Here is a 26,296-nt window from a genome sequence, read left to right as displayed (position 1 = left end):
ACGCACAGTCAATCAGAAATCATGGTGCAAAAAGCAAATCTTCCCCCGCTCGAGGACGTCTATCGCCACGACGACGACGTCGCTCCGCTCGACGCCTTGTTCTCCCGGGCGAAATACCACTTCGACACCAAGCATTACGACCTCGCCGAACGCCTGTACAGCAGGTGCCTGGAAGAGGATCCGGCGCATTACTGGGCGGCGATGGGCCTGGCGAAGCTCTACGAGACGACCAAGCGCCCGAACGATGCAGCATCGACCTACAGCCGCGCCTTCGAGATCGCGGATACCCCGGCCAGCCAGACCTACGCGGCCTGCGGCTGGGCAGATGCGCTGAGCGAGCTCGGCAAGGTGGATACCGCCGAAGCCCTCTATGCGCAGGCGATCGCCATTACTCCTGACTATGTGTTCGCGCATACGGGGATGGCTCGTTTGCTCGAGGCGCTGATTCCGCCGCCCTGGGACAAGATCGCCGCCGCCTATCGCACGGCCATCGAACTCGCGCCGGACCATGCAGTCTGGGCCAGGCCCAAGCTTCTCGAGGCCGAAGCGGCGCTGGCGCGCGAGGCTGCGGGCATCGAGCAAATGGACGACGCCGGCAAGGCCAGCGCGATGCAACTCCTCTGCCTCTTCGGCCAGCACCGGCTGATCGACCTGCTGGAAATCCACCTGCGTGACCAGACACCTCCCTACTGCCCCGTGCTGCAGCAGGTGTTCGTCGATCTCGACAAGCTCCCGCCCGCGAATTTCGCTGCGATCGAGGATTTCTACCTCTACATCGCCGACCGCCTGGCGGGCTATCCCGAAGCCGAAAGCATTCCCGCGCCCGAGGACATGGCCCTGGCCAAGCGCTTCTACGAGCTGGCGCTGGCCGAGCGCAATCCCCTGCCGGCCACCGGCCACGTCCGGTTCCTCAAGAATTTCCTGCGGCTGAAGGACTTCACGCGTGCGCGCGAAGCGGTCATCCAGGCCGTCATCGACGCTGGCGAAGATCCGGGCGTACTGCTTGCCGCGGCGGACGTGATGAAGGCCATCGACCACCCGGGCATCGCGCGCCTGCTCATGGGTCGTGCGATGGAGATCGCGCCGGAAGTGGTCGCCGCCATGAGCGAAGATGGGGACGAAGAGGGGGCATGGCTCGAGCTTTCCGCGGTGCTGGATCGCGCCAACCAGAACAACGCGGAGAAGTTCGGCACCATCGAGAAATGGCTGACCAAAGAGGGCGCGTTGCCGCTGCCCGCATCGAGGCGCCGCAAGGACACACGAGAGAGCAAGGACGCCAGGGAAAGCAAGGACGCCAAGGCGCTCGACAAGGTCGATGCCTGGCTCGAGGAGTTCTTCAGCCTCCTCGGCGGCTATTCCGCCGATCTTCTGCTGGACCTGCCCCACTACCGCGGACAGGGCAACACATGGTTCGACGGCCTCGACCGGGCGCTGGTGCACTATTTCGAAATGGGCTGGCGCGAGGACCGCAGCGTCCACGCCGCCTTCGACGACGACCACGTTCGCCACCAGTTGCGGCTGCACGGCCTGGACAGTACCTCCGAGCCGCTGCTGCTGCTCTTCCTGCGCCACGAGATGGAACTTGGGCTGTCGCCCAACGTGTTGTTCGACGCTGCGCTCTATCGTGCCGGCGCGGACATGGACGCGGCCGCGAGCCCGTGGCTGCACTACCTGTCGGGCGGTTGGCGCAGCAACGAACGCGTCTCGCCCTATTTCGACACCGGTTACTTCACCCAGCGCACGCATCGCAATTCCGTCGAGGCGTCGCTGCCGCCGCTGTTGCGCTATTTCTGCAAGGATCCGATGGGCGATGCCAACCGCCTGTTCCATGCCGCCTATTACACCGAGCGGTACAAGGACTCGCTCCACGGGAAGGCGCCGCTGGCACACTATCTGAGCGAGGGAGCCCATTTCGGCTATGCTCCCAATCCTTTTTTCCAGCCCGCGGGACGGACGGCGCGGGAGCGCATCGACTACCTGAAACTCCCCCTGGCGGGATCCTGAACCATGCTGGTCAGCGAACACGGATTACTTTTCAACGTCAGTTCCGATACGGAACGGGCGCATGCCCACCCCGAACTCGACGGGGTGATGCACGTCTTCGACGCCTACTGGCACGGCATTCGCAGCGCCACCGCGTGCCTCCCCGGCCACAAGATCGCCATATCCCACAAGAAGCTGCCCAGCGGCGACGCCCTGCACCACCTGTTCGCCTATATCGACCATCACCGCATCCGCCACATCTGCTTCCAGGCGATGTCCGAAAACGGCCTCAAGCTCGCCGAACTGACGAAGCGCGAGTTCGGCGACGCCGTCGACCTCTACGTCGTCACCCACGTCAGCTCGGCGCAGTTCGAAAACCATTTCGAGATGCACATGCTGAAGGCCATGGTTGACGGGCAGGAGGCCGGCCTCTTCCGTCGGCTCGGCGCGGTCAAGCCGCGCTTTCACGGCGTGGTTCCGGAATTCTGGCCCAAGACCATTATCAACATGGCGCCGCGCATCGACGGCCCGCTGCCCGTGCTGCGCGAAGTGGATGCCGTCCTGCTGCCGGTGGAAAACAACTGGCGCAAGAACCTCTACACCAATGCCCTGGCTGGCCTGCATTGCGACGCCGTCAAGACCATCTACGTCGTCAACTGGCCGAGCGCCCTTGAGAACCTGCAGGAACTCAAGAAAATCAAGTGGATCGGCTTCATGCGGCCCGGCCAGATCATGGCGCGGGCGGCATCATGCGGGGCCATCCTGCACTCGTCGCTGATCGAGTGCCAGCCGATGACCATGCTCGAGGGCCTGGCGGTGGGCACGCCCTGCCTTAGCGGCCGCCTCGGCGTGCATCCCGAAATCGACGCCCATCCGCTGTCGCGCCTGTGCGAGGTGGAGTACGTGGACGACGTCGGCGCGCTGCAGACGGCCCTGGGCGACGTTCTGTCGCTGTGGCGCCACGATGCGAGCGCCCTGCGGGAAATGATCGCCGACCATGTCGCCCTGCGCAAGCGGCTCTGCGTCGCGAGCTACCTCGAATTCCTGAGCTGAGGCGAACCGGCCATGAACGTCTGCTTCATCACCAACGAGCTGCATCCTTTCAAGCCGGGCGGGCTGGGCCGGCTGATGTACAACTTCGCCGTCCAGAACCGAGACCACGGGGCGGATCGCCGCAACTTCTATTTCCTCGTGTCCTCGCACGAGGTGTCCAATCATGCGGCGTTGGCCGAGTTCTTCGAGCAGAACGGCCTCGGCACCGTCGTCGCGACGCCGCAGAGCTTTTCCTACTTCGACGAGACCGAAGCCAAGCTCTTCGGCTGGCTCGATCCGAAGGAATACAGCGAGAAGGGCTTCGTCAGGAAATCGCTCGAGTACTACAACGGCCTGCTCTACCTGCAGAACCGTTACGACGTCGAGCTCGACGTCATCGAGTTTCCCGATTACGGCGCCTGGGGCTTTTCAACCATCGCCGCCAAGCAGGCGGGTTTGCATTTCCAGAAGGCACAGATCGCCGTCCGCCTGCATTCCACCGGCGGCATCATCCACGACGCCGAGCCCTTCTACCATCGCCAGGGCAAGTCCGAGCGCGCTTTCTTCGAGCTCGAGCGACAATGCATCGAGCAGGCGGACATCGTTCCCGCGCACCTCGAAACCATCACCCGGGCCAACCAGGACTTCTACGGCTTCGGCGCCGACTGGCGCCGCAAGGTGGTCCATGAATTCCCGCCCATATTCCTCGACGAGGATGAAATGTTCGAGGGCGACGGCGCCGCGCGGGCCCGCAACTTCATCTTCTCCAGCCGCCTCCAGCCCTTCAAGCGGCCCGACCTGTTCGTCAAGGCGGGCGTCATTTTCCTCGACGCCCATCCGGACTACGACGGGCGCTTCATCGTCGCTTCCTACGGCTGGGACCATGCCTACATCGGCTGGCTGCGCGAGCTCGTGCCCGAGCGCCACAAGGGTCGGATGGTGTTCATGCTCAATGCCGAGGCCAGCCTGCGCAACAAGCTGCTCGAGAACGCCATCGCGGTGGTGCCCTCGAACTACGAAAGCCTCTGCGTCTTCGCCTACGAAAGCGCACTGCGCGACGCCAAGCTCATCCTCAACCGCAAGTGCCTGGCCTTCGGCGAGGGTCCCTACTGGAGCGAGCACGAGAACTGCCTCATGTTCGACGGCACGGCCGAAGACCTGGCGCGCGCGTGCGAGGACGCGCTGGCATGGGACAAGCCGCCCGCGCCACCGCTGCCCGAGTCCCTGTGCTACTGGCACCTGCCCGAATTGCCGGGCTCGGTCGCAACGGCGACCGGGCGGAAGGGCCGGCTGGCCCTGATCGGCTACGGCTTCTCGTCGCTGGCCGAGATCAACGAGCGCCTGTTCGAGCTGTCGCCCCAGCTCAAGGCCGGCGAACTGGAGTTCCACGTCGTGGTCGGCAACGCCCACCGCGATCTCCAGGCCTACGATCTGCCGGAGGCGGTTCGGCTCCATTTCTCCCCGTGGGACACCCCGAGTCCGGACTTCTTCAATCGCCTGCTGCGTGAGATCGACTCGGACTACGTCGCCTTCGTCACCCACGGCGGTTGGGCGACGGCCGGGTTCTACCGCACCGCGCTCGACGTCATGGACCGCGATGCGAGCGTCGACATCGTGACCTCGCATGTCCATGCCCTGAGCGAGGACGACGTCAAGGACGGCCGCTGGCAGGAAGGCGACCGCAACAAGTACGGCGGCGAAGGCTGGGCCATGATCGGCATCGGCGGCGCGCCGAGCGTGGTGCCGTGGAGCATCCACCTCGTGAGCACCCTAAGCTGCGTCCGCCGCGAACTTGCGCTGAAGCACCCCTTCCACGAGGAAGCCGGCGCCTACTTCCTCGCCGGCGCTCTGAGCAAGGCGATCAAGGCGGGCGCCCGGGTGCTGGTGGTGCCGAGACTGGCGATCACCGAAATCCAGTTGCCTGTCGCCACGCGCTTCCTGTCGGAGCAAAGCGTGCTAGCTAGCCTTTGAAGAACATCGCCAACCCCACAGCTCTCCAGCGTTTGCACGTCTTGAGGCCGGGCGCCAATATATCCAGGTCACCAACTTCGTGCCTTTGTGCGCCAGAGAATATGGCAAGCACGATTGGCCACCTCGGTCATCCGATAACAGCGCGAAACCTCAATCGCAATTGAGAGCTAAGGCCTTCAATACTGAACGTTTAGTGGGGCAGAAATGATCAAGTCACGCATTAAAGAAATTTGGAATGAGATCGATCGGTTAGCTGAGGATGAAGAGCCAAAGGCGCTTCGAGATTCTATAGGCGAGATACTCAACGGCGTGGAGCTATCGACGTCCGTTCGCACGCCCGCCGATCTCGCAACACGGATGGCCAAACTTGCGAGTGGCACGAACTTGTTAGATTTCGGCTGCGGCCGCGGTCCGCACAGAGAGCTCTTGGAGAGGTCAGGCTTCACGTGGACGGGGCTCGAATATGGATCTTCAAACGCGCCAGGGATGATAGGTGTTTCGCAAAGCAAGCAAATCTCTTTTTACGATGGCAAGCGAATTCCATTCGAGGAATGTTCCTTCGACGCAATATGGTCATGGCAAGCATTGGAGCATGTCCCGGAGCCAGATATGGCTCTCTCAGAAATCTCCCGCGTCCTAAAACATACAACGGGAGTATTTGCCGGTAGTGTGAGTTTCTTGGAACCGTATCATCCGTGGTCAACGTTTGGATACTCACCTTATGGCTTATATGTGATTCTAAAAAACACGGATTCCGATTACTCGCTTTATATCCAGGGCCAGATGTAATCACAATGGCATTGCGATATCTTCACCTCTATACAGGACATCAACTAAGTGACGAGGACGCAGGTATTCTGGCTCTTCCGTCAGATATGGAAGCACATTTAAGAATTCACCAGCGCGATACTCGTCATATGGCGGGCGTACTACTGCAATTAAGTGCATGCATACGATTCCTTGCAGTTAAGGAATGAACTTGGAAGGGGAAAGCTTGACACAACCGGACTATTGAACCGATAGTTTTACCTAACGGAGAACCTGTCGCAGGACCCGAATCCGATATTTGATCGAATTCAAGTTGCGTCTTGAAATGGGCGCTTTCGAAAAGTCTCAGGGGCACATTATGACAAGTAACGTTAAGATAATCGGCCTACATATTCCAAAATGCGCAGGAACCACGTTACTTGATCGCGTCGCGCAAAAGCTTCCACCAGATCAGATCTATCAAACTACGAGCCTTATTAGGAATTACCATGAGGGCCGGGATGAAATAACTCAGATTCGCAAGCCAGGTCGGCTTAGGTTTGTGTTCGGTCATACGATACATGAGGAAATGCTAAAACTTCTTGGTCCAAACATTCGGGCAATTACAGGGTTACGAGAACCGACCGAGCGATTTATTAGCGATATTAAGTATCAAATTCGCCTAAGAGCCAAGCAAGGCAATAGCCCTTTGGATATCGAGCAATTTATTAGCTCGACCCGCAACCCGATGTGCTGGTATTTGATAAATCGATTTCCTTCGTTGTCCGGTAGCGGCACGCCCGCTGATAGGGCGTTACGCATCCTCAAAGCATTTAATTATTGCTATTTCACATCAAATTTTGAAGAAACATCTCAAGCCATTTTCAATGTGCTTGAAATCTGCCCAGATCCAATCAATTCCAATGTCGCGCCAAAGGACGACCTAGAAATTGATTTGTCAAAGGCAACCCTCCAGTGGGATATTGAATTATATGAAAAGGCCAGGGCGCACTTCTTATCTATGGATGCCCATCAAGCATTGATGGCACCTAAGCCTGAAATTGTCGAATTAGCTTCGTCACCGTTAGATTTGCAAAAGCTTCGCTCTTTTTTATACGCCGGAACCTTCGGAGAATATACGTCATGGAGAAAACTTGATGAAATAATTCTCGAGAAGATTGAGTTAATAAATGAGATTTCGTCGGAAATTCAATTTTATATGAACAAAATGAAGGTTAAATGAAGCCCTTGGTCAGAAACTTAAGTAGGTTTAATGATCCAGTCTTTCTGATGGATTTTAAGGAACAAAGAAAGGTCGCGCGATGAAAGTTGCTACTGTGAGCGAGGCGCGAATATCTGATCGTGAGAAACAGTTGCAACGACTCCTTAGGCAGGGACTTCTCTCTAGGGATGCAATTGAGGGAAAGGTTGTATTAGATTGGGAATGTGGCGATGCAGCATTTGCAGTCGCGTTTTCGCGGCTGGGCGCTTCGAAGGTCTATGCTATCGACAGTTGGGTTAAATTTGATGATGAGTATGTCGATCAACTCACACAATTGAATGTAGTTGCGCAAAATATAAGTATTCGTGAATTTTCTTCCGTGGCGACAGCTAAGGCCGATCTGATATTCGCAAATACCGTTACGGAACACCTGCAGGACCTGCCGTCAGCGTTCCAAAATGTATTCGGGTTGCTGAAACCAAATGGCTATTTTTTTGTAGCCATGATAATTATTACCATCCAAGCGGTTCTCATGATCACGGATTTGTAAAAACTCATCAAGATAGGATTGAGATCTTATCTTCGGCGTGTTGGACCCTTCCTACGAAGTGCGAAGCTTCAAAACAACACAGAGATGAGCTACGGCGCGCTAGGCCTTTTCAATGGACTTCGGACAATGACAGCCAATGCGATCCCTCAAACTGTGCTGCCTGCCCTTATTATTTGCGTTCGCAGCCGTGGGCGCATATTCGATTCCAAAAGGACTTTCGCCGAATTTTTCCCAAGAGCATGAATATCGGCGGATCTTTGAACAAAATAACGCCATTTCAACTGCGGCAATTGTTCGTCGAGGCAGGATTCGTTATCAGAACAGAAAATCGGTCTAGGACTGATGTCATTCCGCCTCCCGAAGTGCTCCAAGCGGATCCAACTCTCACTCCAGAGTTGCTTCAAACGTGGATGGTTAAAATCACCGCCCAAAGGAGCCGCTGACCGTCACTTGAAATAAACAATTGTAAGTCGCTGCTGTCTTTAAGGACCAATTACACATCAAGGACTCGTTAATTCCCTGTGGGGCCATGTGCTAGGGAGTCTAAATTACGTTGAGAAGCGAAGAGAGGTCCTCAGATGCAGATGCAGCACAAGGGGCATGTGTTTCAGCAGGGAATGTTCTGCAATCTGCTACCGGCTATCTGCCAACCATCGCCCAACACCACAGCCAGCCACAGTCGGAAGACAGGGTGAAGCTCTTGCTGGCCGATGCTCAGGCATCCGGCCAGCCGCTGGCGCCGACGCGGCTGGACCACGGTCGTAGTCCGGCGAGCGTCGACTAGGTCCGCGTCGAGACGTTGGCTCCCCGAAGGGTTAATCCCGCCCATTCACGTTGCCACACCAGCGTGGCGCTATTCTTTTTGTACAACTTCATTTCTCGCAGGATGGTGCGCCTATGATCCTGGTGACCGGCGGCGCCGGCTTCATCGGCGCGAATTTTGTCCTTGACTGGCTGCACGACATCGGCGAGCCCGTCGTAAATCTCGACAAGCTGACCTACGCCGGGAATCTGGAAAGCCTCGCATCGATCGCCTCTGACTCGCGCCATGTCTTCGTGCGCGGGGATATCGGGGATTCTGCCTTGCTGGCGGAACTGCTGGCGCGGCACAAGCCGCGCGCGATCATCAATTTCGCAGCCGAGTCGCATGTCGACCGCTCGATCCATGGCCCCGGCGAGTTCATGCAGACCAATGTCGTCGGCACCTTTCAGTTGCTCGAGGCGGTTCGATCGTACTGGAGCGATCTCCCCGACGCGGAGCGGTCTGCCTTCCGTTTCCTCCATGTGTCGACGGACGAGGTGTATGGATCGCTGGGGCCTGCCGATCTGGCCTTCACCGAGAACAGCCGCTACGAGCCCAACAGCCCCTATTCGGCCAGCAAGGCCGCCTCGGATCATTTGGTGCGCGCCTGGCACCACACGTATGGATTGCCGGTGCTGACCTGCAACTGCTCGAACAACTACGGGCCCTATCAGTTTCCGGAGAAGCTGATACCGCTGGTGATCCAGAATGCCCTGCAGGGAAAGTCGTTGCCCGTCTACGGCGACGGCCGACAGGTCCGCGACTGGCTCTACGTCGGCGATCATTGCGGTGCGATCCGCCGCGTGCTCGAAGCCGGGCGCCCGGGCGACACCTACAATGTCGGTGGCAGCTGCGAGAAGCCCAATATCGAGATCGTGCAGACGGTGTGCGGCCTGCTCGACGAGCTTCGCCCCGATGCCGCCGGCCCGCACGCGCGGCTGGTCACCCATGTCGCCGATCGTCCCGGCCACGACAGGCGCTACGCGATCGACGCACGCAAGATCGAAAGGGAACTCGGCTGGCGGCCCGCCGAGACTTTCGAAACCGGCATCCGCAAGACGGTGCAGTGGTACCTCGACAACCAGGCCTGGGCCGCCAACGTGACCAGCGGCGCTTATCGCGACTGGATCGAGAGCAATTACGGGGGGCGTGCATGAGCGACAGGTCCATCCTGCTGTTCGGCGCCGAGGGACAGGTCGGCTGGGAGCTGAAGCGCAGCCTGTCGGTGCTCGGCAGCGTGCTGCCACTGACGCGCCGCGATGTCGATCTCGCCGATTCGGCCGCAGTGCGCGCGGCGATTTGCTTCGCCCGGCCCGACGCCATCGTCAATGCCGCTGCCTATACTGCCGTCGACCGGGCGGAAAGTGAACGCGCCCTGGCGCAATCGATCAACGCGGTCGCGCCGGCCGCCATGGCGCTGGAAGCGAAGGCCGCGGGCATCCCTTTGGTCCTTTTCTCTTCCGACTACTGCTACGACGGAACGAAGGAGGCCCCTTACGTCGAGGGCGACGCGCCGAACCCCCAATCCGCCTACGGCCGCAGCAAGCTGGCGGGGGACAAGGCCGTCGCCGCCTCGGGCGCCGAGCACCTGATACTGCGCACTTCGTGGGTGTTCGCGGCGCGCGGCGACAACTTCCTCAAGTCCATCCTGCGCCTGGCGCGCGAGCGCGACAGCCTGCGCATCGTCGACGACCAGGTCGGCGCGCCGACCTCGGCCGAACTGCTTGCCGACGTGACGGCGCACGCGCTGCGCGACCTGCTCGCCGGGCGGATCGCCAGCGGGGTCTACCATTGCACCGCCGGCGGTGCGACGTCGTGGCACGGTTATGCCCGGTTCATCGTCAAGCAGGCTGCGCAGGCCGGCCTTGCGCTGGCGACCACGCCGGAACGGGTCGAGCCGATCGCCACCGAGGACTATCCCCTGCCGGCCGTGCGCCCGAAGAATTCCCGCCTCGACTGCGGCAAGCTGGAAGCGGCCCTCGGCCTGTCGCTGCCGCCCTGGCAATGGCACGTCCGCCGCACCCTCCTGGAGCTGACCACGCCATGACCACACGCAAGGGCATCATCCTCGCCGGCGGCTCCGGCACCCGCCTCTATCCGGCTACGCTGTCGGTGTCGAAGCAACTGCTGCCGATCTACGACAAGCCGATGATCTACTATCCGCTCAGCACGCTGATGCTGGCGGGCATTCGCGACATCCTGGTGATTTCCACGCCGCAGGACACGCCGCGCTTCGAACAACTGCTGGGGGACGGCTCCGCCTGGGGCATGAACCTCTCCTATGCCGTGCAGCCATCGCCGGAGGGACTGGCGCAGGCGTTCATCATCGGCGCCGGCTTCGTCGGCAATGATCCGTCGGCGCTGATCCTGGGCGACAACATCTTCTACGGCCACAACCTGGTAGAGCAACTGCAGCGGGCGGACGGTCGTGGCCGGGGCGCGACGGTGTTCGCCTATCCGGTGCACGACCCGGAGCGCTATGGCGTGGTCGAATTCGACGCCGGCAGGCGGGCCATTTCCATCGAGGAGAAGCCGGCCGAGCCGAAGTCGCGCTATGCTGTGACCGGTCTCTACTTTTACGATAACGACGTCGTCGACATCGCTCGTTCCATTCGGCCGTCCGCGCGCGGCGAACTCGAGATCACCGACGTCAATCGGGCCTACCTGGCGCGCGGCGACCTCGCGGTGGAGATCCTGGGCCGCGGCTACGCCTGGCTGGATACCGGCACCCATGAATCGATGATGGATGCCAGCCAGTACATCGCCACGATCGAGAAGCGCCAGGGATTGAAGATCGCCTGTCCCGAGGAGATTGCCTGGCGCGCAGGCTGGATCGATGCGGAGGCGGTGCAGGCGCTCGCCCGGCCCTTGGTCAAGACCGGCTATGGCCAGTATCTGCTGGGGCTGCTGAAGGACGCTGTGTGGTGAGACTTCGATGAAGGCCACCCCTACCACCATCGCCGATGTCCTGCTCATCGAGCCCACGGTTTTCGGCGACGAACGCGGTTTCTTCTTCGAGAGTTTCAACCAGCGGCGTTTCGATGAGGCCGTCGGTCATGCGGTCAGCTTCGTCCAGGACAACCATTCGAAGTCGGCGCGGGGCGTGCTGCGCGGCCTGCATTACCAGGACCCCAGGCCGCAGGGCAAGCTGGTCCGCGTGACGGCCGGCGCGGTGTTCGACGTCATTGTCGACATCCGTCGCGGCTCGCCGACCTTCGGCCAGTGGGTCGGCGAGCAACTGTCGGCGGAGAACAAGCGGCAACTCTGGATTCCGCCGGGCCTGGCGCACGGCTTCCTGGTGCTCAGCGAGTCGGCGGAGTTCCTCTACAAGACCACGGACTACTGGTATCCGGAACACGAGCGATGCATCCGATGGGACGATGCCGACCTTGCCATCGCCTGGCCTCTGCACGGGATGATGCCCAAACTTTCTGCGAAGGATGCGTCCGGTGCGAGCTTCGCCGCGGCGACGGCCGGCTAGGGCTGCTCTTCAGGTCGCCTGTTCATCCTTGCGCCGGGTAGTCGGCGGGCAGGGGAAGGCGTCGCGCAGCGCCGTCGGAATCAGGCGCTCGGCGGCAAGGTGCAGTTGCTCCGGATGCTCGGTCAGCCATTTCTCGATGACGCGGACGACCTGCTCCTGCGTGGCATTGCCGGGGGCGCAGAAGAGGCGCTGCCCGGTCTTGGTCACGGCGCCGCGCTGCGCCAGGTAGACGCCCCAGGAGAAATAACTGCATTGCGTGGCGGCGACGGCTTCATCGGCCTTGCTGGTGGTCTTGCCCTGGTCGAGAATCCGCACCGCGGCCTTGCAGTCGTTGAGCAGGCGGACGCCGTCGTAGGGCGTCGCCGCAGCGAAGCCGAGGCTCGGCACTACGGCCGCGGCGATTGCGAGGATCAGGTTCTTCATGGCATTTACCCAATCCAGCGCCGGCGCCAGAAGATCAGCCCGAGGGTACTCGCCACGCCGATCATCAGGCCGATCGCGATGAGGAAGCCGTTGCCGGCGTCGAGCAGTGGCATGGCCTTGAAGTTCATGCCGAAGATGCCGGAGATCAGCGTCGCCGGCATGAAGATGATGGCAAACACGGTCAGCGTGCGCACTTCCTGATTGACGCGGTTGCTGATGCTCGAGAGGTAGATGTCGAGCATGCCGGCGATGAGGTCGCGGATCGCCTCGAGCGATTCGATCAGGTGCACCGTGTGGTCGTAGATGTCGCGCAGGTAGAGCTGGGTCTCCGGCGCGAAGAAGCGCCCCTCGTTGCGCACCAGGGTGTTGATGACCTCGCGCAGCGGCCAGATGGCGCGGCGCAGGGTCAGCGTCTCGCGCTTCAACTGGTGCAGGGTCTGCAGCAGCGCCGCATCGGGCTTCGCCATCAGGGCGTCTTCCAGATCCTCGCTGCGCTCGCCGACCTGTTCGAGCACCGTGAAGTAGCGGTCGACCACCAGGTCGAGCAGGGCATAGGCGAGGTAGTCGCAGCCGAGGCTGCGGATGCGACCCTTGTCGGCACGCAGCCACTCGCGCACGGGATCGAAGCGGCCGGTCGGCCGCTCCTGGAAAGTCAGCACGAAATCATGGCCGATGACGAAGCTGACCTGCTCGGAAGTGACGGTCAGGTTCGCCTCGTCGTGGTCGAAGAAGCGGGCGACCAGGAACAGGTAGTCGCCGTAATCGTCGACCTTGGGGCGCTGGTCGGTGTTGAGGATGTCCTCGAGCACCAGCGGGTGGAGCTTGAAGCGGCGGCCGATCTCGGCCATCACCTCGGGTTCATGCAGGCCATGGACGTTGAGCCAGACCTTGGGCAGCAGCGGTGCGCAGCTGTGGCAGTCGGCCAGGGATTCGAAACGGGTTTCCTTCAGCTCGTCCGGGCTGTACTCGATCAGCGTGATCGCTGCATGCTCGGTCTTGCGTTCGCCCAGATAGACGAGGCTGCCGGCCGGCAGCCCGGTCTTGCCGGAGCGCCGCGGCCGCGGGGGCTTGGCACGCTTGCTTTTGGAGGCGTTCTTGCTGGCCATGGTCGGGCGATTTCAGTATGATTCCCGTCTTTCCCGCACCTTGCGGGGCGGGCCCATGATACAGCGCGGACCCGCGCCAAACAAAGCGTACAGAGAGAGCGAACATGCCACTGACGATCGGAGTGCCACGGGAGACCTTCGCCGGCGAGAAGCGCGTCGCGACCGTTCCCGAGGTCGTCGAGAAACTGATCAAGCTCGGCTTCGCCGTCAGCGTCGAGAGCGGTGCCGGCGATGCCGCCAATTTTGCCGACGACACCTACCGTGCCGCCGGCGCCGAGATCGTCGCCGATGCCGCCGGCCTTTGGGCCAATTCGGACATCGTCTTCAAGGTGCGCGCCCCGAGCGCGACCGAAGTCGGGCTGATGAAGGAGGGCGCCACGCTGATCGGCTTCATCTGGCCGGCGCAGAACCCCGAACTCATGCAGCAGATGGCCGCCCGCAAGGTGACGGTGCTGGCCATCGACGCGCTGCCGCGCATGCTGAGCCGCGCCCAGAAGATGGACGCATTGACCTCCCAGGCCGGCGTCGCCGGCTACCGCGCCGTGATCGAGGCCGCCAACGCCTTCGGCCGCTTCTTCAACGGCCAGATCACGGCCGCCGGCAAGGTGCCCCCGGCCAAGGTCTTCATTGCCGGTGCCGGCGTGGCCGGTCTGGCCGCGATCGGCACCGCCGCCGGCCTGGGCGCCATCGTGCGCGCCAACGACACCCGTGCCGAAGTGGCCGATCAGGTCGTGTCGCTCGGCGGCGAGTTCGTCAAGGTCGACTACGAGGAAGAAGGCTCCGGCGGCGGCGGCTACGCCAAGGTGATGTCCGAGGGCTTCCAGCAGGCCCAGCGCGAGATGTATGCCAAGCAGGCCAGGGAAGTGGACATCATCATCACCACGGCGCTGATCCCCGGCAAGCCCGCGCCCGAGCTGATCACCGCCGAGATGGTGAAGAGCATGCGCCCCGGCAGCGTCATCGTTGACATGGCGGCCGAGCAGGGCGGCAACTGCGAACTGACCGAGCCCGGCCAGGCGGTGGTGAAGCACGGCGTCACCATCATCGGCTACACCGACCTGGTCAGCCGTCTGGCCAAGCAGTCTTCTACGCTGTACGCCACCAACCTGTTCCGCCTGACCGAAGAACTGTGCAAGACCAAGGACGGCATCATCGACGTCAACATGGAAGACGACGCCATCCGCGGCCTGACCGTCATCAAGCAGGGCGAAGTCACATGGCCGCCCCCGCCGCTCAAGCCGGCCGCCGCGCCCGCGCAGGTCAAGCCCGCTCCCGTCGCCGCGAAGAAGTCTGGTCACGGCCACGGCGCCGGCGAACCGATGGCCGGCAGCTCGCTGGCGATGATCTTCGGCATCGGCGCCGCACTGTTCTGGGTGGTCGGCGCCTTCGCCCCCGCTTCCTTCCTCTCGCACTTCACGGTCTTCGTGCTGGCCTGCTTCGTCGGCTACATGGTGATCTGGAACGTCACGCCGTCGCTGCACACGCCGCTGATGAGCGTGACCAACGCCATCTCCAGCATCATCGCCATCGGCGCGCTGGTGCAGATCGCGCCGCCGCTGTCCGGACTGACCGAAGGCCGCCCCTCGGGGCTGATCCTCGGCCTGGCCGTACTCGCGCTGGCGCTGACCGCGATCAACATGTTCGGCGGTTTCGCCGTCACGCGCCGCATGCTGGCGATGTTCAGAAAGTAAGCAAATGAGCACGGGTCTTTCGGCCGTCGCCTACATCGGCGCCACCATCCTCTTCATCCTCAGCCTCGGCGGCCTCTCCAACCCCGAGACCGCGCGGCGCGGCAACCTCTACGGCATCGTCGGCATGACCATCGCGGTGCTCGCCACGGTGTTCGGCCCGCGCGTGACCCTGGCCGGCATCCCCTGGATCGTCGGAGCCATGGTCGTCGGCGGCAGCATCGGCCTCGTCGCCGCGAAGAAGGTGCAGATGACGCAGATGCCCGAACTGGTCGCGCTGATGCACAGCCTCGTCGGCCTCGCCGCCTGCCTCGTCGGCTATGCCAGCTACGTCGATACCTCGATCGTGTTCAGCGGCGCCGAGAAGGCCATCCACGAACTCGAGATCTACGTCGGCATCTACATCGGCGCCGTCACCTTCTCCGGCTCGATCATCGCCTTCGGCAAGCTCTCGGGCAAGATCTCCGGCAAGCCCATGCTGCTGCCGGCACGCCATGCGCTCAACGGCATCGGCGCGCTGGTCGTCATCTACTACGGCTATGCCTTCCTCCAGGCGCACACCCCGGCCGACGGCGCCACCGCGCTGATCGTGATGACCGCCATCGGCCTGCTCTTCGGCATCCACATGGTGATGGCCATCGGCGGCGCCGACATGCCGGTGGTGGTGTCGATGCTCAACAGCTACTCGGGCTGGGCGGCGGCGGCGACCGGCTTCATGCTCTCCAACGACCTCCTGATCGTCGTCGGCGCGCTGGTCGGATCGAGCGGCGCCATCCTTTCCTACATCATGTGTCGCGCGATGAACCGCAACTTCATCAGCGTCATCGCCGGCGGCTTCGGCACCGGCGGCGGCACGGTGGTGGCCAAGGCCGATGGTCAGCCGGCCGGCGAGGTCACCGCGATCTCCGCCGTCGACACCGCCGAACTGCTCAGGGACGCGAAGAACGTCATCATCGTGCCCGGCTACGGCATGGCGGTGGCGCAGGCGCAGCACACGGTCTACGAAATCACCAAACATTTGCGCGAGAAGGGCGTGAACGTCCGCTTCGGCATCCACCCGGTGGCCGGCCGCATGCCGGGCCACATGAACGTGCTGCTGGCCGAGGCCAAGGTGCCCTACGACATCGTGATGGAGATGGACGAGATCAACGCCGACTTCCCCGATACCGACGTCTCCATGGTCATCGGCGCCAACGACATCGTGAACCCCTCGGCCGAGGAAGATCCGACCAGCCCCATAGCCGGCATGCCGGTGCTGGAAGTGTGGAAGGCGAAGACGTCGATCGTGATGAAGCGCTCCATGGCTTCGGGCTACGCCGGCGTCGACAACCCGCTCTTCTACAAGGACAACAACCGCATGCTGTTCGGCGACGCCAAGAAAATGCTCGACGAGGTGCTCGCCGCGCTCAAGGGTTGAGCGCATCCAACCGGGAACGGACAACGCCACGGCTTTCGTGGCGTTGTCATTTGGAAAAGTCGGCTCCGGCGATACGGCGGCGGGGCGATGCGAGGCGAGCGGGAATGACGAATGGACAACTACGAATTCTGCGTTCGCTGGATAGCTGAACGGAAGGGCGGCCGCAAGCTGACCGTCCTCGATTACGGCTGCGGTGCCGGGCAGATCGTCAAGGGCCTGCGCCAGCAGGGCATCGACGCCTTCGGCTGCGACGTCTTCTACGACGGTGGAAGCTACGAGTCGGCCGTCGACCGCGAACTGCTGGGCCAGGTCATATTCCCGATGGATGCGAACACCAATGTCATCCCGTTTCCCGATGGAACGTTCGATCTCGTCGTCAGCAACCAGGTCATGGAGCACGTGCCGGACCTGGACAGGGTGCTTGCCGAAATCCATCGCGTCATGAAGCCCGGCGCCCAGGTGCTGAGCCTGTTTCCGGACCGGTCCGTCTGGCGGGAGGGGCACGTCGGCATTCCGTTTCTGCACTGGTTTCCCAAGCGCAGCGCTTTCCGCGTCCATTACGCCGCGACGCTCGCGGCCCTCGGCCTCGGCTATTTCAGGCAGGGGCGATCACCCATGAACTGGAGCAGGGAAATGTGCTCATGGCTCGACCAATGGACCCATTACCGGACGCTCGACGACATCCACGGCGCATTCGCCCGCCGTTTCGTCGCGATCGGGCATATCGAGGAGGAGTGGCTGGGGAAGCGGCTCGAACACCGGAAATCCCTGGTGGCGATCGTCCCCGTGGCCTTCCGGCGCTTCGTCGTCCGCAAGCTCGCCGGACTGGTGTTCACCGCCAGCAAGCCTTAGGGCCTCGGGGCGCGGCCGAAAATGCAAACGCCACGGCATGCCGTGGCGTTTTTTCGTCCGGGGAAGCCGGCGAACGCGATGTGGAAGCTGGAATCAGCCCCGGCCGAGCAGGCGATCGAACCAGCCGACCTTCTTTGCGGGCTTGGCGACGACCTCGGGCGCGTCGGTGCCGTGGTGGTCGCGGTACCATTTACCGAAGCGCAGGTCGTGGGTCATGATGTGGCCGATGAGCCATTTGTTGAGGAAGCGCCGCAATGTCTGCACGCGGTCATCATTCCACTCGTCGCCGCTGGAGAGGAAATCCGCGACCGCCGATGCGAATTCCTCATGCAGCCTCAGGTGCTCGTTGAACGCCGGATAGCCGCTGTCCTCCATGAGCTTCTGCTCGTTGGTGAAGTGTGTCACGACGTAGTCGAGAAGCTCGTCGATCGTCGCCTGAACCGTGCCGAGTTCCAGGCGCTTGACGAGCGTGAAGAGGTGCTTGTGCTCGCGGTCGACCTGGGCGATGTCGATGAGGAACCCGTCGCGCCATTCGACGACGTAGGGCGCCTTGCTTGCGGTGGGTTCAGCCATTTGTATTTCTCCTTCCTTTAGTGGGGGCCGGGGGCCTTGGTTGCAACCCAGGTCCTGCACAAGGTTTGGTCCAAGTCGTATCTGGTCGGGTATGTTCCCGTGCAGCCGTCGTGGATATTATAGGCAATCGGGTCGCCTATTTTGCGCCAGATCAAACATTGCATTTATACGAATGACATTGCGGTCCGGCCGCGGGAGGTCGTCCGCGGTCGACTGTTTTTGTCGGGTTTTCGGCCAAAGCGATCGCAACCTTAGATTTTCGGCAGGAAGCGCATGGCGCGCCGCCAGACGAAAAGTCGGCTCTGATGAGGCAACTGCGCTACAAGGCGGTCGAGCAAAAAATGCTCTCCTCGCCGTAGCGGATGGCGGGATGGCGACGCGGTCAGCGATAGAGCAGCGACGGAAAGATTTCCTCGCGCCAGCTGCCCTCGTCGGGCCGCGTCAGGGCATCGAGATCGGCCGGCGTCGCGGCCGGGTCATCGACCCACAAGCGCAACAGTTCGCTGCCGTTGATGAGGTCGATGGCGAGGCGGTCGCGCTCGTATTCGTAGGGGAAGTCGCGCCACAGCGGGTAGTCGGGGTGCAGGCGGCGCAGGGCCTTGAAGGCCAGCGCCATCAGCCGCCAGGGGCGGAAGGCGGCGTGGTCGTAGTGGGCCGGGTCCTCGACGTGGATCTGCAGGCCCTGGCAGAGCTGGCCCGCGTGCTTGTGGAAGGTCGGCTCGAACCAGCAGGGGCGCAGCCGGCAGCCGGCGAGCCAGTCCGGGGCGAGCGACGTCATTTCCTTGAGTAGCGCGGCGGCATCGATGTCGGGCGCGCCGAAGAGTTCCAGCGGCCGCGTCGTGCCGCGTCCCTCGGACAGCGTCGTGCCCTCGAGCATCACCGTGCCGGCGTAGCAGCGCGCCATCGACAGGTTGGGCGCATTGGGGCTCGGATTGATCCAGGTTCTTTCGAGCAGCGGCCAGCCGTGGCCGGGCGCGGCGTCCGGCTGCCAGCCCTCCATGGTGACGACTTCGAACTCGACGTCGAGCTTGAGCGTCGCGACGAACCAGCGCGCCATTTCGCCCAGCGTCATGCCGTGGCGCATGGGCATGGCCCCGGCGCCGACGAAGCTCTCCCAGCCGTCGCGCAGCCGCAGGCCTTCGACGGGGCGGCCCGCCGGGTTGGGGCGGTCGAGGACCCACACCGACTTGCCGTGGTGCGCGGCGGCTTCGAGCACGTAGCGCAGCGTGGTGACGAAGGTGTAGATGCGGCAGCCGAGGTCCTGCAGGTCGACCAGCAGCACGTCGAACGTGTCCATCATGGCGTCGTTCGGCCGCCGCACCTCGCCGTAGAGGCTGAAGACCGGGATGCCGTGGACCGGATCGAAGGTGTCGGGCGATTCCATCATGTTGTCCTGCTTGTCGCCGCGCAAACCGTGCTGCGGCCCGAAGGCCGCGGTCAGCTTGATGTCGGCCAGGGCTGCGATCGCGTCGAGGGCATGGACCAGATCGCGCGTCGTCGAGGCCGGGTGAGCGAGCAGGGCGACGCGGCGGCCTGCGAGCGGGCGGCGCAGGACGGGGTCTTCGAGGAATCGGTCGAGACCGAATTTCATGCAGGATCCTTTTCGAATGCGAGCGCGAAGGCGGTGGCGTAATGGAAATCGGGCCGGCCCGGCGCATGGGCGAGCGCCCAGTAGCCGATCTCGCCGTCACGCGTTTCGAGTATGGCGGAAATGCCGAGGCGCAGCTCGCCGGCGGGCAGGGCGGCGGCGGGCAATTCGACGTCGACTCTCAGTGCGGTCTCGTCAATGCGTCGCGTGATCGTCGGTGCCGGGCAATCGGGGGGCACTGGCGCGCGCTCGCGGTAGTCCGCGAAATCGTAGACCGCCCACTGGCCGGAGGGCGAGAAGTTGAATTCGCGGTAGCCTTTCTCGCCGGCGGCGACGAACAGCTCGCAGCAGGTCGTGCGCCACAGCGCGTCGGCGGATGCGGGCGCCATCGGCGTCGGCACGTGGAGCGCCGACATGTCGCCGCGAATCGAATAGGCGACGGCGAGAACGCCGTCGGGCCGCCGCGTCAGCGTCGCATCGACTTCGTGCTGCAAGCCCGCCGGATTGTCCGGATGCGGAGCGAGCGTGACCCCCACGGTTCAGGCAGCCCGCACCGTCTGGCGCTGCTCGCCGAGGCCCTCGACGCCGAGGCGCAGCGTGTCGCCGGCGCCGAGAAATCGCTGCGGCTTGCGACCCATGCCGACGCCGGGCGGCGTGCCGGTGGCGATGACGTCGCCGGGATGGAGCGTCATGAAGCGCGAGAGGTAGCTGACGATCTCGCGGACGCCGAAGATCATCGTCGCCGTGCTGCCGTCCTGCACGCGCTCGCCGTTCAGCTCCAGCCAGAGGCGGAGGTTCTGCGGGTCGGGCACTTCGTCCTTCGTGACGAGCCAGGGGCCGATGGGGCCGAAGCTGTCGCAGCCCTTGCCCTTGTCCCACTGGCTGCCGCGCTCGAGCTGGTATTCGCGCTCCGAGACGTCGTTGATCACGCAGTAGCCGGCGACGTGGTCGAGCGCCTTCGCTTCGGCGACGCGCCGCGCCTCGCGGCCGATGACGATGCCGAGTTCGACCTCCCAGTCGGTCTTGACCGAACCGGGCGGCAGCAGGATGGGGTCGCAGGGGCCGTTGATGCAGCTCGTCGCCTTCATGAAGACGATGGGTTCGCTCGGGATCGCCATGCCGGCCTCGATCGCGTGGTCGCGGTAGTTGAGGCCGATGCCGATGAACTTGGAGATGCCGGTGAAGGGCACGCCGAGGCGCGGCTCGCCGCGGACGGCGGGCAAGGTGCGCGGATCGAGCGCGGCCAGCCGCTTGAGGCCGGCCGGCGACAGCTCGTCCCAGCCGAGGGTGGCGCAATGCGCGGAAAGGTCGCGCAGCCGGCCCTGCGCGTCGATGAGGCCGGGTTTCTCGCGGCCGCGCGGGCCGTAACGGACGAGTTTCACGGATTGCTCTCCTAGTCGGTTTTCTTGCGTTTGCCGCGCCAGACCGCGTCGGGCTGCTGCTCCAGCGTTTCCGCCAGCAGCCGCAGCGCGTCGGCGGCTCGGGCGATTTCCTTCAGCGCCGCGTTGGCGCCCTGCACCGTCGGCGATTCCTGTGCGGTCAGGCTGCGCACGGCGGCCGCGGCCCTGGCCAGCTCGTCGGCCGCCTGCGTCAAGTTCTTCACCATGTCGGAGTCGGTGGCGGTGAGGGTGGCGACGTGATCGGATGCGGCCTCGAGCCTGGCCAGCGCGCGCTGCGCCGCGACCAGCGCCTTCTTCGCATCGTCGAGCACCGGCCCGCCCTGGGCGTCGAGTCGCGCGGCGAGGGACTCGAGATGCTTCAGCGTCGCCTGCAGCCGCTGCGGCAATTCCTGCGTGCCCTGCGCCGACATCAGGGCATTGACGGCGCCGCTGATCGCCGTGACGTCGGCGAGGAACTTCTCCATCGGGAAGGACTCGAGGCGCGTCTGCAGTTCCTGCACGGCGGTGCGCACGGTCGGGATCTCGCTGACGTCGGGATCGAGCGCGACGAAGCGCGCCGGCTTGTCCGGCAGGAAGTCGAGGTCGATGTAAAGCTGGCCGGTGAGCAGGCTCTGCATGCGCAGCCGCGCGCGCAGGCCGCGCTCGACGAGTCCGCGCACGACGGCGCGATCGCGCAGGTCCACCGCTTCGCCGCCGCGCGCTCGCACCACGTTCGGCAGCACCTCGATGGTGACGGGCACGACGAAGCGGTTGTCATGGGCGTCGAGGCCGAGCTGGATCTGCTGGACGGTGCCGACCTTGACGCCGAGGAACATCACCGGCGCGCCGACTTGCAGGCCCTGCGCCGCGCCCTCGAAGTAGAGCGTGTGCTGGCGCTTCTCGCCGAACCAGCCGCCGCCGGCGAGCAGCAGCGTGGTGGCGACGGACAGCACGATGGCGCCGAGCACGAAGGCGCCGATCAGCGTCGGGCTGGCTTTCCGGCTCACGTCGAATTGCCCCGGGTAAGGAAATGGCGAACCTTCGGATCGCCGTTCTTCAGCGCGTCCTGCGGATGTCCGGTGGGAATCATGGTGTGGGTGTCGGCGTCGAGATAGACCGAATTGTCGCCGATCGCCAGGATGCTGGCCAGATCGTGCGTCACCACCACCACCGTGGTGCCGAGGCTGTCGCGCAGCTCGACGATCAGCTCGTCGAGGCGTCGCGCCGTCAGCGGGTCGAGGCCCGAGGAGGGCTCGTCGATCACCAGGATGTCGGGGTCGAGCGCCATGGCCCGCGCCAGCCCGGCGCGCTTCTTCATGCCGCCGGAAAGCTCGGAGGGGTAGAAGTCGTCGAAACCGGCCAGCCCGACCAGCGCCAGCTTGAAAGCGACGATCTCCTCGACCTGCGCCGCCGAGAGCGCGGTGTACTCGTGCAAGGGCAGGGCGACATTCTCGGCCAGCGTCAGCGAACTCCACAGCGCGCCACCCTGGAACAGGATGCCCATCCGCCGCTTGAGCTGCTGCCGCTCCTCTTCGGCCGCGCCCCAGAAGTCCTCGCCGCCGAAGCGCACCTCGCCCGCGAGCGGCGCCTGCAGGCCCACCAGCGCGCGCATCAGCGTGGTCTTGCCGCAGCCGTTGCCGCCCATGACGACGAAGATGTCGCTCTTGTTCACGGCGAAGTCGACACCGCGCTGCACCACGTACTCGCCGTAGCCCAGCGTGACTTCGCGGACCTCGATGTGGGGGGCGCCGTTGTCCGTCATCCTGGTTGTCCCAAGGCGCTGTACGCCTTGCTCGTTGCAGGAAACGCTTTGTTGGTTGGGTGGCGGGATGCGCCAAGGGCGAGGGGTAGTCGACGCTGCTCATGTCCCCCGGGCCGGGCTGCGCTCGGCCCTCCTCCTTGACTTCGCTGCGCCGGCCAGATCGCGCACCCAACGTCGTGTTTCATTTCAGATGCCCAGCTGGTAATAGATGATGGTCATCACCGAAGCGACGATGGTGATGAGCAGGATCGCCGTCACCACCGCCGAGGTCGCGGCATGGCCGACGGCCTCGGCGCTGCGGCCGCACTGCATGCCGCGCAGGCAGCCGGCGAAGGCGATCATCGCGCCGTAGGCACTGCCCTTGGAGAGGCCGACGAGGATGTGCGTCATGGTCAGCGCCCGCAAGGTCTCGGTGTAGTACTCGAAGACGCCGATGTCGAAGATGGTCACCGCGACCAGCAGGCCGGCGAGCATGCCGATGAAGCCGGAGTAGAGCGTCAGCAGCGGCACCATCAGCATCAGCGCGAGGATGCGCGGCAGCACGAGGAAGTCGACGGCATGGATGCCCAGCGTCTTGAAGGCGTCGATCTCCTCGTTGACCTGCATGGTGCCGAGCTGGGCGGCGAAGGCCGCGCCGGTACGGCCGGCGATGATGACGCCGGTCATCAGGGCACCGACCTCGCGCACCATGCCGATCGCCACCAGGTCGGCGATGAAGATCTGCGCCCCGACCATCTTCAGCTGGTCGGCGCCGAGGTAGGCGAGGATGAGGCCGACGAGGAAGCTGATCACCGAGACGATGGGCAGGGCGCGGGGGCCGACCTCCTCGATCTCTAGCCAGAGATCGCGGCTCCTGAAGCGCGCGCGGCCGGTGGCGAGCCGCCCCAGCGACTGCGTGATCTCGCCGAGGAAGGCGAGCATCGCCGGCATGCCGCGGAAGAACTCGAGGGTGGCCGTGCCGACCTGGGCGAAGAGGCCGACCGGGCCGTTGTTGCGGCCGGGCACGGTCTGCTCCGGCACGGCCAGCGCCATCGCCAGCAGGCGCTGCGCGCCCCGCGGCAGGCCGGTGGTGTCGGCGGCGATGCCGCGCTCATCGCAGGTCTTGAGGATGCTGCCGAGGAAGCTCAGCAGCCCGGTGTCCCAGTCCTTGAGTTGCGTCGCGTCGAAGCGGATGCGGTGCACGCCGGCGTCGAGCCGCGCGACGAGCAGTTCGGGGGCGGGCAGGTTTTCCTCGATGCACCAGCGGCCGCCGAGAACGATGGCCAGTTCACCGGTGCCGGCCGGCTGCGTCTCGAGTTGCCATGCGTGGTCCATGGCCGTGGCAAGCCGACGCTATTTTTTGCCCAGTCCGCCGAGCAGCGCGGCAACGGGACGCAGCGGCTTGCGCGGCGGCGCTTCCGCCCGGTCGTTGGATTGGGCCGCCTTGGCGGCGGCCTCGGCGGACAGCGGGGCCGGCTCGTAGGGCTGGCTGGCGTCGAAACCGCCGCTGGCCACGGGTTTGGGCGGCCGTGGCACGCTCGGAATGTGGGCCGAGGTCTCGGGCAGGCGCACCGGCGCCTTGGGGCCGTGGCGTTCGCGCTCGCGGTGCGAGTGGCCGTGGCCCCTGCCTCTTTCACCGCGGTCGCCGCGCTCTTCGCGCTCGGCCGGGAAGGCGTGGACATCGAAGTCCGCCACCTCCTCCTGCTCGATCTTGAACTTGATCAGCTTCTCGATGTCGGCCAGGCGGAACTTCTCCTCGGGCGCCACCAGCGAAGTAGCGTCGCCCTTCTTGCCGGCGCGGCCGGTGCGGCCGATGCGGTGGATGTAGTCCTCGGCGACGTGCGGCAGCTCGTAGTTGATGACGTGAGGCAGGTCGTCGATGTCGAGGCCGCGCGCGGCAACGTCGGTGGCCACCAGCACGCGCGCCTTGCCCGACTTGAAGGCCTCGAGCGCCTCGGTGCGCTGCTGCTGGCTCTTGTCGCCGTGGATGGCGTCGGCATTGACGCCCTGACGCGACAGCCACGCCGCCAGCCGGCTGGTGCCGAACTTGGTGCCGACGAAGACCAGCACCTGCATGTCCGGCGAGCGGTTGAGCAGGTGCAGCAGCAGGTGGCGCTTGTGGTCGGACGCCACCATGTGCAGGCGGTGGGTGATGGTTTCGGAGACGGTGTTGCGCCGCGCCACCTCGATCAGTTGCGGCGACTTCAGCATCACGTCCGCCAGCTTCTTGATCTCCTCGGAGAAGGTCGCCGAGAACAGCAGGCTCTGGCGTGCCGAAGGCAGCATGGCGAGGATGCGCTTGATGTCGGGGATGAAGCCCATGTCGAGCATGCGGTCGGCCTCGTCGAGGATCACCACCTCGACCTGGCTGAAGTGCACGCTCTTCTGCTGCACGTGGTCGAGCAGGCGGCCCGGCGTGGCGACCACGATCTCGCGGCCTTCCTTGAGCTCGGCCGTCTGCGGCTTGATGTCCACGCCGCCGAAGACGCAGACCGAGCGCAGCGGCACATGCTTGCTGTAGGTCTTGACCGACTCGTGTACCTGCATCGCCAGCTCGCGCGTCGGCGTCAGGATCAGCGCGCGCACCGGGTGGCGCGCCGGCGAGGATGAGGCGTTGGCGTGGCGCAGCAGGCGCTGCAGCATCGGCAGCACGAAGCCCGCCGTCTTGCCGGTGCCCGTCTGGGCGCCGCCCATGAGGTCGAGGCCCTGCAGCACGACGGGAATCGCCTGCTGCTGGATCGGCGTGGGCTCGGTATAGCCGGCGTCATGCACGGCCCTGAGGATTTCGGGCGCGAGCCCGAGTTCGTCGAATTTCAATGGACTCTCCTGAATCGGCCCGCCCCATCGCTGGGGTACCGGTTCAGGCGGATATTTCTGGGGGGTGAGCACCGCGGACGCGGCGGTCGAAAGGATGGCGCCAACCGGCGAGGCGCTGGGCGGCATTCTAACCCATTTGGTTCGCCTCCCCGCCTCGCGGCGGTGCAACATTGACTGACCCTTGTCTCGTCATGGATACTTGCGGCCGCGGCGCCGATCCGGCGGCGCACCGGCCCGGCATGGCGAGGAGAAGGAAGCAGTGCATATCATCCAGTGGACCCGTGACTTCGCGCTCGGCAATGACGATATCGACAAGCAGCACCAAGCCCTGGTCGGCATGATCAATGCACTGGATTCCAGCACGCACGCCGAGTACAGCCCGGAAAACATGCGCCGTTTGCTCGACGAACTGAACGACTACGTGCGCGAGCATTTCGGCCTGGAGGAACGCCTCATGGCCGGCGGCGGCTGCGCGCCCGAATTCGTCAAGCGCCATCTGGGCGAGCATGCCTATTTCCGCGGCGTGCTGCGGGACCTGACGGCCGACTTCGAGAAGGGCCGCGGCCGCATCACCGTCCCCCTGATCGAATACCTCGTGCATTGGTTCCTGCATCACATCGCCGTGGTCGACCGGGCGATGGTGAATCAGCTGAATGCCGTCGAGCCGGAACTGGCAGGCCGCGTCGCGGCCGCCGCGTTGACGCAGGAGGTCATCGAAGACCTGACCGAATCCGAGCGCCATCTGCTTACGGAACTGCGTCGCGCCAACGACGAACTCGAGCGCCTGGTGGAAGAGCGTACCCGTGCGCTTACCCAGGAGAACCGCGCGCTGGAAGCGCAACTGGGCGAACTGCGGGGCCGGGTCAGGGTACTGGAAGCGCAGCAGGCGACGAGCATCCTGCCGGGCGGCATGTGCGCGTAGCG

General features: G+C 64.0%; 24 protein-coding genes. 14 read left to right on the top strand and 10 right to left on the bottom strand.

Going from position 1 to position 26,296, the window contains the following annotated elements; genetic code table 11:
* The first annotated feature begins 21 nt into the window (after nucleotides 1-21).
* The 10 genes from EJE94_RS00725 (at nucleotide 22) to rfbC (ending at nucleotide 11,788) form a co-directional block, all read left to right on the top strand.
* Complete coding sequence (locus EJE94_RS00725; protein WP_121239585.1) at nucleotides 22-2,004, top strand: tetratricopeptide repeat protein; 1,983 nt, start codon at nucleotides 22-24, stop codon at nucleotides 2,002-2,004.
* Nucleotides 2,005-2,007: 3 nt separating this feature from the next.
* Entirely contained in the window at nucleotides 2,008-3,036 is a 1,029-nt protein-coding gene (locus tag EJE94_RS00720) for a glycosyltransferase (protein WP_121239584.1), read from the top strand.
* 12 nt (nucleotides 3,037-3,048) lie between these two features.
* On the top strand, nucleotides 3,049-4,986 hold the full coding sequence (locus tag EJE94_RS00715) for a glycosyltransferase family protein (protein ID WP_121239583.1): 1,938 nt from the start codon (nucleotides 3,049-3,051) through the stop codon (nucleotides 4,984-4,986).
* A 204-nt stretch (nucleotides 4,987-5,190) separates the two neighbouring features.
* The gene (locus EJE94_RS00710) at nucleotides 5,191-5,775 is read left to right on the top strand and encodes a class I SAM-dependent methyltransferase (protein WP_124962374.1); all 585 of its coding nucleotides are present in this window, start codon (nucleotides 5,191-5,193) and stop codon (nucleotides 5,773-5,775) included.
* Between the two features lie 277 nt (nucleotides 5,776-6,052).
* Nucleotides 6,053-6,976, top strand: a complete 924-nt coding sequence (locus tag EJE94_RS00705; protein ID WP_124962373.1) for a hypothetical protein — start codon at nucleotides 6,053-6,055, stop codon at nucleotides 6,974-6,976.
* A 79-nt stretch (nucleotides 6,977-7,055) separates the two neighbouring features.
* A complete protein-coding gene (locus tag EJE94_RS00700) occupies nucleotides 7,056-7,505 on the top strand; it encodes a class I SAM-dependent methyltransferase (protein WP_124962372.1) in 450 nt (149 codons plus the stop codon).
* A gap of 897 nt (nucleotides 7,506-8,402) precedes the next feature.
* Nucleotides 8,403-9,464, top strand: a complete 1,062-nt coding sequence (gene rfbB / locus EJE94_RS00695; RefSeq protein ID WP_121239580.1) for a dTDP-glucose 4,6-dehydratase — start codon at nucleotides 8,403-8,405, stop codon at nucleotides 9,462-9,464.
* Nucleotides 9,461-10,354 (top strand): dTDP-4-dehydrorhamnose reductase, encoded by an 894-nt coding sequence (gene rfbD, locus EJE94_RS00690; protein WP_121239579.1) that lies wholly within the window; start codon nucleotides 9,461-9,463, stop codon nucleotides 10,352-10,354. The genes rfbB and rfbD overlap by 4 nt, the downstream gene beginning before the upstream one ends.
* A complete protein-coding gene (gene rfbA / locus EJE94_RS00685; protein ID WP_121239578.1) occupies nucleotides 10,351-11,235 on the top strand; it encodes a glucose-1-phosphate thymidylyltransferase RfbA in 885 nt (294 codons plus the stop codon). Before rfbD ends, rfbA begins: the two co-directional genes overlap by 4 nt.
* Nucleotides 11,236-11,242: 7 nt before the next feature.
* Nucleotides 11,243-11,788 (top strand): dTDP-4-dehydrorhamnose 3,5-epimerase, encoded by a 546-nt coding sequence (rfbC, locus tag EJE94_RS00680; protein ID WP_121239577.1) that lies wholly within the window; start codon nucleotides 11,243-11,245, stop codon nucleotides 11,786-11,788.
* A gap of 9 nt (nucleotides 11,789-11,797) precedes the next feature.
* Here the strand turns inward: rfbC and EJE94_RS00675 are convergent, their stop codons facing one another.
* A complete protein-coding gene (locus EJE94_RS00675) occupies nucleotides 11,798-12,211 on the bottom strand; it encodes a Rap1a/Tai family immunity protein (RefSeq protein ID WP_121239576.1) in 414 nt (137 codons plus the stop codon).
* A gap of 5 nt (nucleotides 12,212-12,216) precedes the next feature.
* Nucleotides 12,217-13,317, bottom strand: a complete 1,101-nt coding sequence (gene corA / locus EJE94_RS00670) for a magnesium/cobalt transporter CorA (protein WP_121239575.1) — start codon at nucleotides 13,315-13,317, stop codon at nucleotides 12,217-12,219.
* Between the two features lie 104 nt (nucleotides 13,318-13,421).
* On the opposite strand from corA, the gene EJE94_RS00665 reads away from it, so the two are divergent.
* The 3 genes from EJE94_RS00665 to EJE94_RS00655 all read left to right on the top strand — a co-directional run bounded on the left by EJE94_RS00665 (nucleotide 13,422) and on the right by EJE94_RS00655 (nucleotide 17,274).
* The gene (locus EJE94_RS00665) at nucleotides 13,422-15,008 is read left to right on the top strand and encodes a Re/Si-specific NAD(P)(+) transhydrogenase subunit alpha (protein ID WP_121239574.1); all 1,587 of its coding nucleotides are present in this window, start codon (nucleotides 13,422-13,424) and stop codon (nucleotides 15,006-15,008) included.
* Nucleotides 15,009-15,012: 4 nt separating this feature from the next.
* Nucleotides 15,013-16,422: a Re/Si-specific NAD(P)(+) transhydrogenase subunit beta gene (gene pntB / locus EJE94_RS00660; protein WP_121239573.1), complete on the top strand. Its 1,410-nt coding sequence runs from the start codon at nucleotides 15,013-15,015 to the stop codon at nucleotides 16,420-16,422.
* 111 nt (nucleotides 16,423-16,533) lie between these two features.
* On the top strand, nucleotides 16,534-17,274 hold the full coding sequence (locus tag EJE94_RS00655) for a class I SAM-dependent methyltransferase (RefSeq protein WP_121239572.1): 741 nt from the start codon (nucleotides 16,534-16,536) through the stop codon (nucleotides 17,272-17,274).
* A 93-nt stretch (nucleotides 17,275-17,367) separates the two neighbouring features.
* On the opposite strand, the gene EJE94_RS00650 is transcribed toward EJE94_RS00655, so the two are convergent.
* The 8 genes from EJE94_RS00650 to EJE94_RS00615 form a co-directional block, all read right to left on the bottom strand.
* Nucleotides 17,368-17,847, bottom strand: coding sequence for a bacteriohemerythrin (locus EJE94_RS00650; RefSeq protein ID WP_121239571.1), 480 nt, complete (start codon nucleotides 17,845-17,847; stop codon nucleotides 17,368-17,370).
* Between the two features lie 382 nt (nucleotides 17,848-18,229).
* Nucleotides 18,230-19,438, bottom strand: coding sequence for an exo-beta-N-acetylmuramidase NamZ family protein (locus tag EJE94_RS00645; protein ID WP_121239570.1), 1,209 nt, complete (start codon nucleotides 19,436-19,438; stop codon nucleotides 18,230-18,232).
* Nucleotides 19,435-19,971, bottom strand: a complete 537-nt coding sequence (locus EJE94_RS00640; RefSeq protein WP_124962371.1) for a DOMON-like domain-containing protein — start codon at nucleotides 19,969-19,971, stop codon at nucleotides 19,435-19,437. The genes EJE94_RS00645 and EJE94_RS00640 overlap by 4 nt, the downstream gene beginning before the upstream one ends.
* Before the next feature lie 3 nt (nucleotides 19,972-19,974).
* Nucleotides 19,975-20,817, bottom strand: a complete 843-nt coding sequence (locus EJE94_RS00635; RefSeq protein WP_121239568.1) for a fumarylacetoacetate hydrolase family protein — start codon at nucleotides 20,815-20,817, stop codon at nucleotides 19,975-19,977.
* 11 nt (nucleotides 20,818-20,828) lie between these two features.
* Entirely contained in the window at nucleotides 20,829-21,821 is a 993-nt protein-coding gene (locus EJE94_RS00630) for an MlaD family protein (RefSeq protein ID WP_121239567.1), read from the bottom strand.
* Nucleotides 21,818-22,576, bottom strand: a complete 759-nt coding sequence (locus EJE94_RS00625) for an ABC transporter ATP-binding protein (protein WP_121239566.1) — start codon at nucleotides 22,574-22,576, stop codon at nucleotides 21,818-21,820. The genes EJE94_RS00630 and EJE94_RS00625 overlap by 4 nt, the downstream gene beginning before the upstream one ends.
* A gap of 186 nt (nucleotides 22,577-22,762) precedes the next feature.
* The gene (locus tag EJE94_RS00620) at nucleotides 22,763-23,890 is read right to left on the bottom strand and encodes an MlaE family ABC transporter permease (protein WP_121239565.1); all 1,128 of its coding nucleotides are present in this window, start codon (nucleotides 23,888-23,890) and stop codon (nucleotides 22,763-22,765) included.
* Nucleotides 23,891-23,908: 18 nt separating this feature from the next.
* Nucleotides 23,909-25,372: a DEAD/DEAH box helicase gene (locus EJE94_RS00615; protein ID WP_121239564.1), complete on the bottom strand. Its 1,464-nt coding sequence runs from the start codon at nucleotides 25,370-25,372 to the stop codon at nucleotides 23,909-23,911.
* A gap of 259 nt (nucleotides 25,373-25,631) precedes the next feature.
* Between EJE94_RS00615 and EJE94_RS00610 the strand changes: the two genes are divergently transcribed.
* Entirely contained in the window at nucleotides 25,632-26,294 is a 663-nt protein-coding gene (locus EJE94_RS00610; protein WP_165904718.1) for a bacteriohemerythrin, read from the top strand.
* Nucleotides 26,295-26,296 lie beyond the last annotated feature (2 nt).

It is taken from the genome of Sulfurisoma sediminicola (genome assembly GCF_003865015.1).
In the GTDB taxonomy this organism is placed as follows: Bacteria; Pseudomonadota; Gammaproteobacteria; order Burkholderiales; family Rhodocyclaceae; genus Sulfurisoma; species Sulfurisoma sediminicola.
The sequence above is the reverse complement of the archived record's forward strand: the minus strand, read 5'-3'. Positions and strand labels throughout refer to the sequence as shown.